Source organism: Roseovarius aestuarii, assembly GCF_019966515.1.
GTDB lineage: Bacteria > Pseudomonadota > Alphaproteobacteria > Rhodobacterales > Rhodobacteraceae > Roseovarius > Roseovarius aestuarii.
On record NZ_JAIMIB010000006.1, the window covers coordinates 177,232 to 192,500 of the forward strand.

The 15,269-nt window shown below is 60.0% G+C and carries 12 protein-coding genes; 6 read left to right on the forward strand and 6 right to left on the reverse strand.

The genetic code is table 11. The annotated features are described in order from the left end of the window. Positions 1-144: 144 nt before the first annotated feature. Both ccrA and LC334_RS10080 read right to left on the reverse strand, forming a co-directional pair. Positions 145-1,431, reverse strand: coding sequence for a crotonyl-CoA carboxylase/reductase (ccrA, locus tag LC334_RS10075; RefSeq protein ID WP_085800417.1), 1,287 nt, complete (start codon positions 1,429-1,431; stop codon positions 145-147). A gap of 142 nt (positions 1,432-1,573) precedes the next feature. Then, entirely contained in the window at positions 1,574-2,944 is a 1,371-nt protein-coding gene (locus LC334_RS10080) for a 1-acyl-sn-glycerol-3-phosphate acyltransferase (RefSeq protein ID WP_085800257.1), read from the reverse strand. 52 nt (positions 2,945-2,996) lie between these two features. On the opposite strand from LC334_RS10080, the gene LC334_RS10085 reads away from it, so the two are divergent. From LC334_RS10085 to LC334_RS10095, 3 genes are all read left to right on the forward strand, one after another. Then, on the forward strand, positions 2,997-3,602 hold the full coding sequence (locus LC334_RS10085) for a GNAT family N-acetyltransferase (RefSeq protein ID WP_085800256.1): 606 nt from the start codon (positions 2,997-2,999) through the stop codon (positions 3,600-3,602). A 95-nt stretch (positions 3,603-3,697) separates the two neighbouring features. After that, positions 3,698-5,665: a protein meaA gene (locus tag LC334_RS10090; RefSeq protein WP_085800255.1), complete on the forward strand. Its 1,968-nt coding sequence runs from the start codon at positions 3,698-3,700 to the stop codon at positions 5,663-5,665. Between the two features lie 221 nt (positions 5,666-5,886). Beyond that, positions 5,887-6,729: an urea carboxylase-associated family protein gene (locus tag LC334_RS10095; RefSeq protein WP_085800254.1), complete on the forward strand. Its 843-nt coding sequence runs from the start codon at positions 5,887-5,889 to the stop codon at positions 6,727-6,729. A gap of 25 nt (positions 6,730-6,754) precedes the next feature. On the opposite strand, the gene LC334_RS10100 is transcribed toward LC334_RS10095, so the two are convergent. The 3 genes from LC334_RS10100 to mutL form a co-directional block, all read right to left on the reverse strand. Next, positions 6,755-7,204, reverse strand: coding sequence for a GNAT family N-acetyltransferase (locus LC334_RS10100; RefSeq protein ID WP_085800253.1), 450 nt, complete (start codon positions 7,202-7,204; stop codon positions 6,755-6,757). A gap of 154 nt (positions 7,205-7,358) precedes the next feature. Then, positions 7,359-8,594 (reverse strand): DNA recombination protein RmuC, encoded by a 1,236-nt coding sequence (locus LC334_RS10105; protein WP_085800252.1) that lies wholly within the window; start codon positions 8,592-8,594, stop codon positions 7,359-7,361. Continuing rightward, the gene (gene mutL, locus LC334_RS10110) at positions 8,591-10,426 is read right to left on the reverse strand and encodes a DNA mismatch repair endonuclease MutL (protein WP_085800251.1); all 1,836 of its coding nucleotides are present in this window, start codon (positions 10,424-10,426) and stop codon (positions 8,591-8,593) included. The genes LC334_RS10105 and mutL overlap by 4 nt, the downstream gene beginning before the upstream one ends. A 112-nt stretch (positions 10,427-10,538) precedes the next feature. Here mutL and LC334_RS10115 point away from each other — a divergent pair, with 112 nt between their 5' ends. Both LC334_RS10115 and LC334_RS10120 read left to right on the forward strand, forming a co-directional pair. Beyond that, positions 10,539-10,919: a rhodanese-like domain-containing protein gene (locus LC334_RS10115; protein WP_085800250.1), complete on the forward strand. Its 381-nt coding sequence runs from the start codon at positions 10,539-10,541 to the stop codon at positions 10,917-10,919. 212 nt (positions 10,920-11,131) lie between these two features. Continuing rightward, entirely contained in the window at positions 11,132-13,276 is a 2,145-nt protein-coding gene (locus LC334_RS10120; RefSeq protein ID WP_085800249.1) for a transglycosylase domain-containing protein, read from the forward strand. Positions 13,277-13,456: 180 nt separating this feature from the next. Here LC334_RS10120 and soxR read toward each other — a convergent pair whose 3' ends face one another. Then, a complete protein-coding gene (gene soxR, locus LC334_RS10125) occupies positions 13,457-13,915 on the reverse strand; it encodes a redox-sensitive transcriptional activator SoxR (RefSeq protein ID WP_217809110.1) in 459 nt (152 codons plus the stop codon). Between the two features lie 113 nt (positions 13,916-14,028). On the opposite strand from soxR, the gene LC334_RS10130 reads away from it, so the two are divergent. After that, complete coding sequence (locus LC334_RS10130; RefSeq protein ID WP_085800248.1) at positions 14,029-15,132, forward strand: mandelate racemase/muconate lactonizing enzyme family protein; 1,104 nt, start codon at positions 14,029-14,031, stop codon at positions 15,130-15,132. The last annotated feature ends 137 nt before the right edge of the window (positions 15,133-15,269 follow it).

Sequence of the window (15,269 nt, forward strand, 5' to 3'; positions counted from 1 at the left end):
CGTTAGCCGCTGCGTAGGCGACAATTACTGAAGGTCAGCCCGCAAATCCAACTACATCGGTGAGAAATGTTCACAAGCATTTCGTGGCCTAGAAAGTGGTTCGCGTCGCCCGGTTCCAATCTAGAAACGGGGCGACACGCGACTTCATTTCCCGGCGTCGACCACGTCTTCGACAGTGCGCAGGCCGGTTTTAGGTGACTGAACCAGCACCGCCATGTTGCCGGGCTTGTGCTCGTTCCGGCGCATTTTCACATGCGCCGCCGGAATCTCATCCCAAGGGAAGACCTCGGACATGCAGGGATCAAGCCGGCGCTCGACCATCAGCTGGTTGGCTGCCGCCGCCTGTTTCAGGTGGGCGAAATGCGAGCCCTGCAGACGCTTCTGGTGCATCCAGATATAGCGCACGTCGAAGGTACAGTTATACCCCGTCGTCCCGGCGCAGATCACGACCATGCCACCCTTCTTGCAGACGAAGCTGGACACAGGGAAGGTCGCCTCGCCTGGATGCTCGAAAACGATGTCAACATTGTTGCCCTTGCCGGTGATGTCCCAGATCGCCTTTCCGAACTTGCGGGTTTCCTTGAACCAGTCGGCGTATTCCGGCGTGTTGACCGTGGGCAGCTGGCCCCAGCAGTTGAAATCCTTGCGGTTGATCACGCCCTTGGCACCCAGGTCCATCACGAACTGGCGCTTGTCTTCGTCGCTGATGACACCGATGGCGTTGCCGCCCGCCGCGTTAATCAGTTGGATCGCATAGGAGCCCAGACCGCCCGAGGCGCCCCAGACCAGCACGTTCTGGCCGGGCTTGAGCTCGTGCGGGTGGTGGCCAAAGAGCATCCGGTAGGCTGTGGCAAGCGTCAGCGTATAGCAGGCGCTTTCTTCCCAGGTCAGGTGCTTGGGGCGCTTCAGCAATTGCTGCGCCTGCACACAGGTGAACTGCGCGAAGGAGCCATCGGGGGTCTCGTAGCCCCAGATCCGCTGGCTGGGCGAATACATCGGGTCGCCGCCATTGCAATGCTCGTCATCGCCGTCATCCTGGTTGCAGTGGATCACGACCTCGTCACCCACTTTCCAGCTCTTGACCTTGTCGCCCACCGCCCAGACGATGCCCGAGGCATCGGAGCCTGCGATATGGTAATCGGCCCCGTGGACATCGAACATGCTGATCGGGATACCAAGCCCCGCCCAGATGCCATTATAGTTCACGCCTGCGGCCATCACCAGGACAAGCACCTCGTGGCTGTCAGGCTGGGGCACATCGACCACCTCCAGCTGCATCGCCTGATCAGGCTCGCCCTGACGTTCGCGGCGAATGGCCCAGGCATACATCTGCTTCGGTACGTATCCTACCGGAGGCATTTCGCCTATTTCGTACAAATCTTTCTCGGGCGCGTCATAAGGCGCGATGCCGGTTTCTTTATCCAAAGCCATCTGGGCCTCCATATCAGAGCATTTTGCCGCGATGCAGAATCGCGATTTCCGGGCCATAACTAGCGGCGGACACGCAATAATGCAATCCTGTTGGGTCAGTTTTTGTAACTTTATAACCGAGCAGTTGCAGAAAAATTAGCATTTACTCGCTGCGAGTGCGAAATAGATGCTCTATCGAGGCAGCATAATAGGCCACGATCGGGCGTTGCCGCTCGATCAGCGTAATCTGTCCGTCCCGGTCCTCAACCAATTTACGCTTCACCAGGTTGCGCAACCCGACTTCGACCGCATATTCGCCATCGTCGCGCGGCATGTGAATATGCGCCTGCGGAAGCTCGGTCATCATCCGCTCGACCTCGGCCTGCAGTTCATCGAGGCGCATCTGCCCGTCTGAGCGGATCAAAGCGCGCGCCACCAACGGCACCGGCAACACGGGCACCTCCTCCCCGATTCGCGTCATCAGCAGGCGGGCAAGGTCCTTGACGTCACCCCGGGGATGGCTCCGCCGAAATTCGTTCAGGGATACCGGCGCACCGAAACTGGCCGCGGCATAGCCGTGGCGGTGATACTTACCGGTGATGCGCAACCGGATCTGGCGAAAGATGAAGCGGGTGATCACACTGATCCTCGCCCGGAAGCGCCGTTCGCCCCGTTGCCCGGCTGCCACAAGGATGCGGTCTTCGAACACCCGATCATAATTCACCGCGACCGGCACAAAGACGACATCGCGGCCCTCATCATTGCGGCCCTCCACGATATATTTGAGCAGGCCCAGCTTCGGCGGCGCCAGTTTGCCGTCCAGGCTTAGCCCGCCTTCCGGAAACATCGCCTGAGTGACCCCGCCATCAGTGGCAAGCCCGACATACCGCGCCAGTACCTTGCGATAGAGATCGTTGCGCGATTTGCGCCGGATGAAATAGGCCCCCATCGCCTTGATCAGCTTGCTCAGCGGCCAGACTCGCGCCCATTCACCGACGGCGTAACTAAGCGCTGAGCGTTCCGCCGCCAGCCAGGTCACCAGCACGTAATCCATATTCGAGCGATGGTTCATCACGAAAACGACCGTCGCGTCCTTGTCGACCTTGCTTAGCGAGGCCTCATCAAAATGACCCAGCCGCACGCGGTAAAGCGAACTGCTCAGCCATTTGGCCAGCTTGATCGCAACCCCGAAATAAGCGCTGGCGGAAAACCCGGGCACGATTTCACGCGCGTAGCGCTTGGCCTGCTCAAAGGCGACATTTTCTGGTATCCCCTCGGTCTGGGCATGTTCTGCAACCGCTTGTGAAACCTCGGGATCGTAGATCAACCGCTGAATCATATCGTAGCGTCGCGCCAGTTTGAACGGTTCGATCGGACGCTCCAGCCGCTGGTTCAGACGGGTGACAACCCGCTCCATCCGCCGCCGGAAGAACCAGCGCACTGACGGAAACAGAAAATGCGAGGCAAAGGTCACCGCCGCGAACAGCAATAGCAGCACCAGCGCCCAAAGCGGCATTTCAACAGCACGTGTCATGCGAGAGACTCTTGCAGTATTGGCACGCAGGGTAAATATCTGTTCGGCAATAATGAATGAGGATATCGTGGCAGACTTTTCGATCCGCGCGGGTTTTGCAGAAACCGACCTTGCACGTGCCGCAGTGCTTTACTGGGATGCCTTCAAGGGCAAATTGGGCAAAATCATGGGTCCGGACGAGCGTGCCTGCGGGTTCTTCGCGACGACCATGAACGCGGAATATGCGCTTTCGGCGGTGGACCAGAGCGGAGAACTCCTTGGCATCGCCGGGTTCAAGACCAACAAAGGCAGCTTGACCGGCGGTTCCTTACGCGACATGACTCGCGTCTACGGCTGGGTTGGCGGTACATGGCGTGGGCTGCTTCTGTCGGCACTTGAGCGAGACGTGCAGCCCGGCATTCTGTTGATGGACGGGATCTGTGTCGGCGCGGCGGCGCGTGGCAAAGGTGTGGGCACCGCGCTGCTGAGCGCGATAAAATCCCACGCGCGGCAATCCGGCCTTTCTACTGTCAGACTGGACGTGATCGACAGCAACGCCGGCGCCCGCGCACTCTATGAACGCGAAGGGTTCGCCGCTATCGGTACCACCCATACCGGCTCCTTGCGGCATATCTTCGGCTTCCGTCAGGCGACAGCAATGCAATGCGACGTATCCTGAATGCCGCAACGCAGCGAATTGACATCGGCATAATCTTCCAAGTATCAATCGCCTGACGTAACAAAATTGCGCAAGCTGATTCACGAGGCCCGTCCATGTCGCAGATGCAGAAAGACCGACCCTGGCTGATCCGAACCTATGCCGGTCATTCCACCGCCAAGGCGTCAAACGCGCTCTACCGCTCGAACCTCGCCAAAGGTCAGACCGGCCTCAGTGTTGCTTTCGACCTGCCCACACAGACCGGCTATGACAGCGATCACGTGCTTGCACGCGGTGAGGTCGGCAAAGTCGGTGTGCCCATCTCGCATCTGGGCGATATGCGGGCGCTGTTCGACGATATCCCGCTGGATCAGATGAACACCTCGATGACGATCAACGCCACAGCTCCCTGGCTGCTGGCGCTCTACATCGCTGTGGCCGAGGAGCAGGGCGCGGATATCGCCGCGCTGCAGGGCACGGTGCAGAACGACCTGATCAAGGAATACCTCTCCCGCGGCACCTATATCTGCCCGCCGAAACCCAGCCTCAGGATGATCGGCGACGTGGCTGAATACTGCTACACGAACGTGCCGAAATGGAACCCGATGAACGTGTGTTCCTACCACCTGCAAGAGGCCGGTGCCACACCCGAGCAGGAACTGGCCTTTGCACTGGCCACCGCGATTGCCGTGCTGGACGAGCTGAAACCGCGTGTCCCGGCCGCCGATTTCCCCGCACTTGCGGGGCGGATCTCCTTCTTCGTCAACGCCGGCATCCGCTTCGTGACCGAGATGTGCAAGATGCGTGCCTTCGTCGATCTCTGGGATAAAATCCTGCAGGATCGCTACGGTGTCGAGGATCCGAAATTCCGCCGTTTCCGTTACGGCGTGCAGGTCAACTCGCTGGGTCTGACCGAACAGCAGCCCGAAAACAACGTCTACCGCATCCTGATCGAAATGCTGGCGGTGACGCTTTCGAAAAAGGCCCGCGCCCGCGCGGTACAGCTCCCGGCGTGGAACGAGGCGCTCGGCCTGCCCCGCCCTTGGGATCAGCAATGGTCGATGCGGATGCAACAGATCCTGGCCTACGAGACCGACCTTTTGGAATTTGATGACCTTTTCGAAGGCAACCCGGCGGTCGATGCCAAGGTCGAAGCGCTGAAAGACGGCGCGCGGCACGAACTGGCCAATCTGGGCAGCATGGGCGGCGCCATAGGTTCCATCGAGTACATGAAATCGCGGCTGGTGGATTCGAACGCCGAACGTCTGAATCGGATCGAAAAGAACGAAACCGTTGTCGTCGGCGTCAACAAATGGACACAAGGCGAGCCGAGCCCGCTGATGACCGGCGATGGTGGCATCATGGTGGTCGATCCGGCGGTCGAGGCCGAACAGATCGCGCGTCTGAACGAGTGGCGCAGTGACCGCGATGCCGAGGCGGTGAAAGCCGCGCTTGCCGAGCTGCGCGAGGCGGCGAACAAGGGCGAAAACGTCATGCCCGCCTCGATCAAGGCCGCCAAGGTTGGGGTTACCACCGGCGAATGGGCGGCGCAGATGCGCCAGATTCACGGCGAATATCGCGGACCCACCGGTGTGTCGGCTAGCCCGTCCAACAAAACCGAAGGGCTTGATGACATCCGCGACGCGGTGAACACGGTCAGCGACCGACTGGGCCGACGCCTCAAGTTCCTCGTCGGCAAGCCGGGGCTTGACGGGCATTCCAACGGCGCCGAACAGATCGCGTTCCGCGCCCGCGATTGCGGCATGGATATCGGCTATGAGGGCATCCGCCTGACCCCGGAAGAGATCGTTAATGCCGCGCTCGAGGACAAGGCGCATGTGGTCGGCCTCTCGATCCTCTCCGGCTCGCACCTGCCGCTGGTCGAAGATCTGATGGAGCGGATGCGCGCCGCAGGTCTGGGGGACGTACCTGTGATCGTGGGTGGCATTATCCCCGACGATGACGCTAGGCGGCTGTTGGAAATGGGCGTCGCGCGGGTCTACACCCCCAAGGATTTTGAGCTGAACACGATCATGATGGACATCGTAACGCTGGCGGATCCCAAGGCCGTCGCCGCCGAATAACCCCGACCGGGTATGTGGTAGGGTGGGGTTTCACCCCGCCGCGCGCCCGGTTAGTTCCTACCCGCGCGCCGCATGTCAGCATCTCGCACCGACGTAATACCGACTTCGAAACTGCTCTATTTCAGCGTATTAAACTCGATTCGCGCCACCAGGCGCCAGACATGCCGTTGCCTTTGGAAATTTCGGGTCTAGAGTGGCCGCGATTGACCTGAGGACACGCCATGACCATCCCCTCCGACGCCGAAACCCGCCGCGCTGTGAAGCCGGTGATCTGCTATCCCAACGACACCCTGCCAGCGCCCGATCTGGCACTCTATCAGGCCGCGCGGGCGACGGCGGAAAAGACCGATGAGGTTCTGATCCCCGCCCGCAAGGCCGCCTGCTTCCGGGTGCCCGCTGGGCATTTCTTTCGCATCAGTTCGATCGAAGGGCCGCAGGTGGGTGATTTAAACCTGTGGAATTCAAATGACCTGTCCGAGCGTTTCTACTCGGGCAAATCTCGCGCGCTGCATGGCACCCATCTTACAGTGGGCGAACGGATGTGGTCCTCGTTCCCGACGTTGCGCCCGATGGCGACGATCACCACCGATACGCTGGGCTGGTACGGGATCGACGAATTCGGCGGCTCGGTCCATGATGTGATTGGCACCAGATGCGACCCTTATACCGGCAATCTGCTGAGCGGCACGCACTATCACCATTGCTGTCATTCCAATCTTATCAGGGCCTTAGCCGAAGATACCGGCATGTCGTACGCCGAGGCCGAACCGCATGTGCATGATGTCCTCAACGTCTTCATGTGCACCGGTTTTACCCGCGACACCGGGCAATATTTCATGAAAGCCAGCCCCGTCCGCCCCGGCGATCACCTTGAATTCTTTGCAGAAATTGACCTTCTGGGCGCGCTTTCGGCCTGCCCGGGCGGGGATTGTTCGTCGGAACATTCCAGCGACGAGGCGGCATGTTACCCGCTGCTGGTCGAGGTTTTCGCCCCCGCCCCTGGCACGCTGGACGGCTGGCAAAGCCCGCCGGTCAACGGCTATAATCGCCAACACAAGGATTGACGCAACCTGTTGAAAATGAGGGGTTTTACGGCCGCGCATATTTGATGAACGGGGTCAGCGTGGCGATCCGGTCATAGAGTTTCCGGGCCTCTTTGTTGAAATCCTGCGTCAGCCAGTACACCGACGGACAGCCATCCGTATCGGCGGCGGCATAGACCGCCTCGATCAGTTTCCGGCCAACACCAGTGCCCCGCACCGCAGGGTCGGCATAGAGATCCTGCAGATAGCAGACATCCTCAAGCCGCCAGTTATGAGCGTGGTAGATGTAGTGCACCAGTCCTACCAGATCGCCCCCTTGTACCGCCACGAAAGCCTTTTGGTTCTGATGCTTATGAGAACAGAGCCTCTCGAACGTGGCTTCGTATACCGCCTCGGATACGTTGCTCTCATAGAATTCCAGATAAGCGGTCCAGAGGGCGCGCCATTGCGCCCTGTCGCCGGGTTCGATGGGGCGAATGGTGACGTGATCTGACATGGTGGGCCTTGAATTTGATGGCGTTCAAGCCGAATCCTACGCCGGAATTTCAGGGAAAACCACGACAAAGGTTAAGGGCACGTAATGTGTACGTAATGTGCGGAATGTACATGGATTATGTACATTTTGGTGTGCGGTACCGCTGCGCATGGTTTCAGCTGTCTTTGGTCAGTTGCACGACGGTCGCATCGGTCTCGGGCGTGAGCTCTTCGAAATCGAAATTGTCCAGCCGGTCGGCGCGTTTTCCGGCGCGGGTGGCGGCGGTGATCACGCCAGAAACATCGTCGCCGGCTTGGCGCAGATGGGTCTCCAGTTTGCCGGCTTTTTCGCCGATGATCTCGACATCGCGGTGGAGCTGCCGGAGCGCCTTGCGAATGGCCCCGGCCTGCTCGCGCATCCGGGCGTCTTTGAGGATCGCGCGCATGGTGTGGAGCGTCGCCATGCAGGTGGTCGGCGAGACGATCCAGACCCGGGCGGCGAAGCCGTCACGCACCAGTTCGGGGAAATTGGCGTGCAACTCGGCATAGACCGCCTCGGACGGCAGGAACATCAGCGCGCCATCGGCGGTTTCGCCATCGAGGATGTATTTCTCGGAGATATCCTTGATGTGTTTCTTAACGGAGCTGCGCAGGAATTTGGCGGCCTCATTCACCTCCCAGTCGCTGGACGCGTTGCGCAGCGCCTCATACGCCTCCAGCGGGAATTTGCTGTCGATGCAGATGGGGCCCGGCGGGTTGGGCAGGTGAATGAGGCAATCGGCGCGCTTCCCGTTCGAAAGCGTGTGCTGCATCGTGTAGCTGTCCGAGGGCAGCGCCTTGGAGACGATATCGGTGAGCTGGATTTCCCCAAACGCGCCCCGGGTCTGCTTGTTGCTGAGAATATCCTGTAGCGTCAGCACGTCACCGCTGAGCTTTTCGATATTGGTCTGGGCCTTGTCGATCGTGGCCAGCCGTTCCTGCAACTGGGTCAGGGATTCTGTTGTCTTTTCCGACGAGCCGTGCAGGGATTCCTTCATCCGGTCCTGCATCTCGGACAGCGCGAGCGCCGAGCGGCGGGCGTTTTCGGCCAGCTTTTCGTTCATCTGAAGCTGCACGTCGGCAAGCCGGGATTCGACGGTCTGGATAACCTGCAACTGGGCATTGGTCTGGGTTTCGCTGACGGTTTGCAGGTTGCCGGACAATTGGTGCTGGTTCTGCCCCAGGGTCTGCACATCGCGGTTAAGCTGTCCGATCTGATGGTTGACCTGATCGACAGTGCGGGCCGAGCGACCGGCGGCGCGTACGCTTACGATGAGCAGGATCAGGATGATCAGCAGTGCGCCTGCGCCAAGCAGCGCCGCAATGGTCGCGGGGTCATTGAGGTCAAACGCGTGACTGCCGATCTGGATCATGTGCGCCCGAACAGCCGTTCGATATCGGCGAGTTTGAGTTCAACGTAGGTGGGCCGCCCGTGGTTGCACTGGCCGGAATGCGGGGTTGCCTCCATCTCGCGCAGCAGCGCGTTCATTTCGTCCGCCTGCATGCGGCGACCGGAGCGGATAGAGCCATGACAGGCGACGCGGCTGAGAATGACCTCGATCCGGGCGCGAACGGAAAGGCTATCGCCCTGATCGGCAAGTTCGTCGAGGATATCTAGCACCATGGCGCGGGCATCGCATTGCCCCAGGATGGCGGGGGTTTCGCGCACGGCAATCGTGCCAGGCCCGAACGGTTCGATCACCAGACCCAGGGTGGCAAGCTCGTCCGAAAGCTCCATCAAACGGGCGCTATCGCCGTCGGACATCTCGACAATCTCGGGGATCAGCAGCGCCTGGCTGGCGACGCCGTTTTCCGCCATCTGGGCCTTCAGCCGCTCATAGACCAGCCGTTCATGGGCGGCATGCTGATCGACGATCACCATGCCATCGGCGGTCTGGGCGATGATGTAGTTTTCGTGCACCTGGGCCCGGGCGGCACCAAGCGGCAGATCCTGCGGCGCGGTTTCAGTTTCTTCGATCACCGGCTCGACCCGGGCGCTGTAATCGCTGCGCATTTCGTCAAAGCCGGGGGCCTGCGCCTGGTAGCTGGCGGCACGGGCGGTGGGGGATGGGCGATCCATCTGATAGATGCGCGGACCGGTGTACTCCGGGCGGAAGGCCCCCAGCGTGGCCCCGGCGACGGTGGTCGAGGCGCGGTGCCCAGCCTCGGCCAGTGCGTGCCGCAGGCCCGAGACGATCAGGCCCCGGGCGAGTCCCGGATCGCGGAACCGGACCTCGGATTTCGCCGGGTGCACGTTGACATCCACCAGTGTCGGATCGCAGTCGATGAAAAGCGCGGCCGCCGGGTGGCGATCACGGCTGAGGAAGTCGTGATAGGCGACCCGGAGCGCACCATAGAGCATCTTGTCGCGCACCGGGCGGCCATTGACGAATAGGTATTGCGCCACGCTCGAGCCGCGCGAATAGGTCGGCAGGGCGGCATAGCCGGTCATCTGCAACCCGTCGCGGGTGGCGTCGATCCTGAGCGCGTTTTCGGCGAAATCCGCCCCCAGGATACGCGCCAGACGGCCGTGCAGCGCATCGAAGAGGTCGCCGGTTTCCGGATCGGCGCGAAAGCTGACGCGGCCTTCGCCACCGCCGGACGTGTCGCGCAGGGTGAACCCCACGAAGGGTTCGGCCATGGCAAGGCGCTTGACGGTGTCGGTGATCGCCTGCGCCTCGGCCCGGTCGGTGCGCATGAATTTGAGCCGCGCCGGGGTGGCATAGAACAGATCGCGCAGGGTGACGATGGTCCCGGCATTGAGTGCGGCAGGTTTGACCGCGTTCATCTGTCCGCCCGCGACGGAGATTTCGGCGGCGTCATGGCCGGGCGCGCGCGAGGTCAGGGTCAGCCGCCCCACAGCCCCGAGCGACGGCAGCGCCTCGCCCCGGAAGCCGAAAGTGTGGATGTTCAGCAGGTCGGACCCGTCGATTTTCGAGGTGGCGTGGCGGGCCAGCGCCAGCGGCAGGTCACCGGGCGCGATGCCGCAGCCGTTATCGGTGACGCGGATCAGGGTCTTGCCGCCATCAGCATAGGTGATGTCGATCCGGGTCGCCCCTGCATCCAGCGCGTTTTCCACCAGTTCCTTGACGGCAGAGGCCGGGCGTTCGACCACCTCACCGGCGGCAATCCGGTTGATCGCCGCGTCGTCAAGCTGACGGATAACAGGTCGATTTTCGCTTATTTGGGGGGGAGATTGGGCCATGCCACAAGACTTAGCACAAAATGTCGCGATTCGGGAACCGGATAACAGTGGTGATCAGGGCAATTGCCGGGTAGGGTCGGCGGGATGAAATCCAAGCCTGAACGAGGGTGATATGCAAAGTGAAACCATTGGCACCGCCGTGCTGGAGACCTGGGATGTGGACGAGGTGGCCCGGGCCTGGGCGGCGGATGAGATCGTGCTGATCGACGTGCGCACGGTGCAGGAATACGGGCTGGAGCATATCGAGGGCGCGCTGTTGTCGCCGATGTCGTTTTTCCGGCCCGAGAAGCTGCCGGGACAGACCGACAAGCGGATTGTGTTTCATTGCGCCGGGGGCGTACGGTCGGAAAAAGTGGCGCGGGCCTGTCTTGAGGCGGGCATGACCCGGATCGCTCATATGGGCGGTGGATTTGGCGCATGGAAGGCGGCGAAACTGCCCTATCTCGGCATCAACATGGGCACCGGCGCACCACAGCGGATCAACGCGGGATAACAAGTAAAGCCCGGACTGGCACTTGGTGGGTGAACAATATTCGTGTCGCCAACAGCAAAAATGCGCGACGGCTGTGCGAAACTTGTGCGACATTTTTTCACCCGCTGCACATTTGGCGGTGCAAAAAACTGGCGCAGGCGCTGCCGGGTCTCTACATTTGCTCCTTGGCGCGGTAGGGTGCCGCAAAACAAACGGGTCCGGGCAGGACGAGCATGAGTAACTCCGGTAGGAAGAAACCGCCTCTGGTGGCCGACAAGCGGTACACCAAATCCAAGGCGAAGCCGAAAGCGGCGAAACGCAAGCCTGCGACCAAGCGCAGGCGGCGGGCGCCTGCGCGCAAGCGTAATCCGATCGTCGCGTTTTTCCTGCGTATCATCCGCTGGGTTCTGCGGTTGGTCTGGTGGGTCACCTGGCGGGTGACGGCGGTGATCGCGCTCGTCGTTGGGCTGTCTGTGGGATATGTCTATGCCACGCTTCCGGGATTCGACAAACTGCTGGACGGCCGCGCGCGCGGCTCAGTCACGCTGCTGGATCGCGAGGGCGAGGTTTTCGCCTGGCGCGGCGATCAGTTCGGCGGCGAGGTCAATGCGCAGGTGGTCAGCAAACATCTGCGAAACGCGGTGGTCGCGACCGAGGACAAACGGTTTTACCGGCATTTCGGGATCAGCCCGCGTGGGGTGGCCAGCGCGGTGCGCATCAACCTGAGCGAAGGCCGCGGGCCGCTGAGCGGGCATGGCGGGTCGACCATCACCCAGCAGACTGCAAAGCTTCTGTGTCTGGGCGTAGAATATGACAAGAGCCAGTGGAAGGACGAGGCGGCTTATGTTCAGGACTGCCGTCGCGGCTCGATGTCGCGCAAGATCAAGGAAGCGGTCTATGCGCTGGCCATGGAGGTCAAGTATTCCAAGGACGATATCCTGTCGATCTATCTGAATCGGGCCTACATGGGTAGCGGCGCTTACGGGGCCGAAGCGGCGTCACAGCGCTATTTTGGCAAATCGGCGGCCGAGTTGAATGCTTCCGAAGCGGCGATGCTGGCGGGACTCTTGACGGCGCCTACACGACTCTCGCCCACGAGCAATCTGAAACGCTCGCAGGACCGGGCGGCGACAATACTGCGGCTGATGTATGAACAGGGTTATCTGAGCGCGAAGCAGATGCGTGCCGCGCAGGCCGATCCGGCTACGCTGAGCAAGGCGGCCAAGGCGCAGCTGGGTGGCTATTTTGCCGATTGGGTGATGGATAGCGGGCCCGAGTTTTTCACTCGCGATACCACCGAGGATGTGATCATCCGCACCACGCTGGACCAGCGCATTCAGCGCGCCGCCGAAGAGGCCCTGGCCGATATTTTTGACAATAAGGTAAGCGAGGGATCAAAGGCGCAGGCAGCGATTGTGGTGATGTCGGCGGATGGGGCCGTGCGGGCCATGGTCGGCGGGCGCGACACCACCGTGGTGGGTGCGTTCAACCGGGCGACACAGGCCAAACGCCAGACCGGATCGGCATTCAAACCGTTCGTTTATGCCACCGCGCTTGAACTGGGGCATGGCTGGGATTCGGTGGTGACGGACGAACCCTATTGCCAGGACATTGCAGGGTCGGGCCGCTGGTGTCCGGAGAACTATGACCGGAAATATCGCGGAAAGGTCCGGCTGGTCGATGCCCTGCGCCAGTCCCTGAACATTCCCGCGGTCAAGGTCAGCGAAAGCGTGGGCCGCGATCTGGTGCGGCAGGTCGCCACCGGGTTTGGCATCGATAACGAGCTCGCGGAAGGTCCCGCGCTGGCACTGGGCGCGTCGGAGAGTACTTTGCTGGAAATGACCGGCGCTTATGCCGGTATTTTGAATGGCGGCTCGTCGGTCACGCCCTATGGCCTGACCGAATTGCGCCTGCTGGGCGATGACGAACCGACAATGGGTATAAGCGGCGGTATCGGTGAGCGGGTCATTCAGAAGGCGGCAGCGCAGGAACTGATCTGGATGATGAGCAAGGTGGTCGCGAACGGAACGGGTAGCCGTGCGAAGTTACCCGATCGTGAAGTCGCGGGCAAGACCGGCACCACGCAAGCAGCGCGCGACGCCTGGTTTCTGGGCTTTACCGCCGATTACGTGACCGGTGTCTGGATGGGATATGACGACAATACCCCGCTGAAAGGTGTGACTGGCGGCGGCCTGCCTGCAGAAATCTGGCACGAGACAATGACGCGGGTTCATGAGGGCACGCCGGTACATCCGTTACCCATGGTCCGGCCCAAGCCAAAAGCGCCAACACCGCAGAAAAAACAGAAGCGCCGCCAGCGCGGCGGGGGTAACGCGATCGAAAACATCCTGCGCGGGCTGTTCGGATCGGATCGGTAGCTACTGTCGGCCTTGGCGACATAAAGTGGCAGATACAGCCGTAACTCCGCCCACCCAAGGTCGGACGCCGCCGTGTTGTAACAAACTCGGACGGTCACTTTGTCCGCTTCGAGCCCATTCTTACCGATGCTGCAATCGCTTTGAATGGCTGCTTTATCTGTCATCGGGCAAAGATAAATATCATTCCGAATCCGATGATTCACTCAGAAGAAATCTTGGGCCGGGGCCATCGGCAGCGATATGATCTTGTCGGTTATGCAAAGTGCAGCTCCTGAGCGACAGGCAACCACACCCGATACAGCGCGTTAGTTTGTCTCTCAATCGTTGCATCTGCGCGATGCGCTCATCCAGTTCCGCTTGCCATTTCTTTGAGAGTTTTTCCCAATCACGTTTCGTGGGCGTACGCTGATCAGGAAGTTCGTTCATGGCCTCAGAGATTTCTTTAAGCGTCATTCCCAGAGTTTGTGCCACGCGAATGATTGAAATTCGCCGCAGCATCTCTCGGTGATACATGCGTTGATTTCCAGCCGTTCGCGTACTTCTTACCAACCCTCGGCGTTCATAGAACCTGAGTGCTGACGCGGTTACGCCACTGCGCCGGGCCACGTCACCAATGGTCAAATATGCAGTGCTTTTCACTATGCTTTCACCTCTACTATTGCAGTTGAAATAATGCCTTGACTTAAACTTAAGTTCAACTTGTAGGTTCGTGTGAATGCTCAAAGCACGAGCCGTTCGCAAGGGAGAAAATTATGAAGATCACTAAAGTAAGCGCTTACCGGAAAGACTTACCGTACGTTGGGGGCGGGCTTGCCGTTGGTGATCTTACCGAGGAGCGCACGAGGACTTTTGATACCTTCAACAGTTCAGTCGTGGTTATTGACACAGATGCCGGTATCAGTGGATGTGGCGAAGCGTGCCCTTGGGGCGCTAGCAATCTTGGTGCGCTCCCAGCCATGCCCGGTCTTGCTGATGCTTTGTTAGGCAAAGACCCGCGCGAACTTCACAAAATCGAACGGATTATGGATGCAGCTATTGAAGGTCACTCCTACGCTAAGAGTGCCGTCGACATGGCCTGCTGGGACATACTTGGGAAAAGCGCCGAAATGCCTGTCTACATGCTGCTGGGGGGTAAGTTGTGTGATGGCGCGCCGCTCTATCGCTGTGTCATGGAACAGGAGCACGACAAAATACGCGCCGAGATGGAGCGATACAGGGCAGTAGGCTACAAGTATTTTAAACTCAGGGTCGGGATTGAACCGGAAAGCGATATTGAACTTATCCGCTTTGCGGCGGGGATCGCCCAACCCGGAGAGGTTGTTTATGCCGATGCAAATTGCCGATGGACACTTCACGATGCATTGAAAGTGGTGAGAGCTGTCGATGATCTTGATGTCATGATCGAACAGCCCTGCCTCACCTACGAAGAGTGTTTACATGTGCGGTCACGAACGAACCTGTCAATGAAGCTCGACGAGCTTGTGACCAATCAATCTATGGCAGAGCGACTGACACAAGACCTAATAGCAGACGTCGCCTGTGTGAAGATGGCGCGTATTGGTGGGTTAACAAAAGCACACAGAATACGTGACTACTTTGTAGATCACGGGATAAAAGTCGTCACCGAGTGCATGATGGGCGGCGAGATTGTGTCTGCGGCTGTTTCACATTTTGCGGCTTCGACACCCGCAGAACTATTGTTCAATACGACGGATTTGCATGCGTATCATACGGAGCCGACCGGTACTCCTGCGCCGCCGACATCAGATGGGCGGATGTATTGCCACGACACCCCTGGACTTGGTGTCGAACCCGACTTTGAGAGCCTAGGTGACCCTGTGGCTGTTTTCGAATGAGGACAATTGTGATGCGTGCCTAAAGCCGACATCCGTGAAAGCACAGCGAAGGGCTCCTTTGTCTAAGATTTTTTGATGCGGGCCAAGGTGTTAGGGTTGTGCGGGGCGGGATGGCCCGCGTTGACAAATCTGACAAG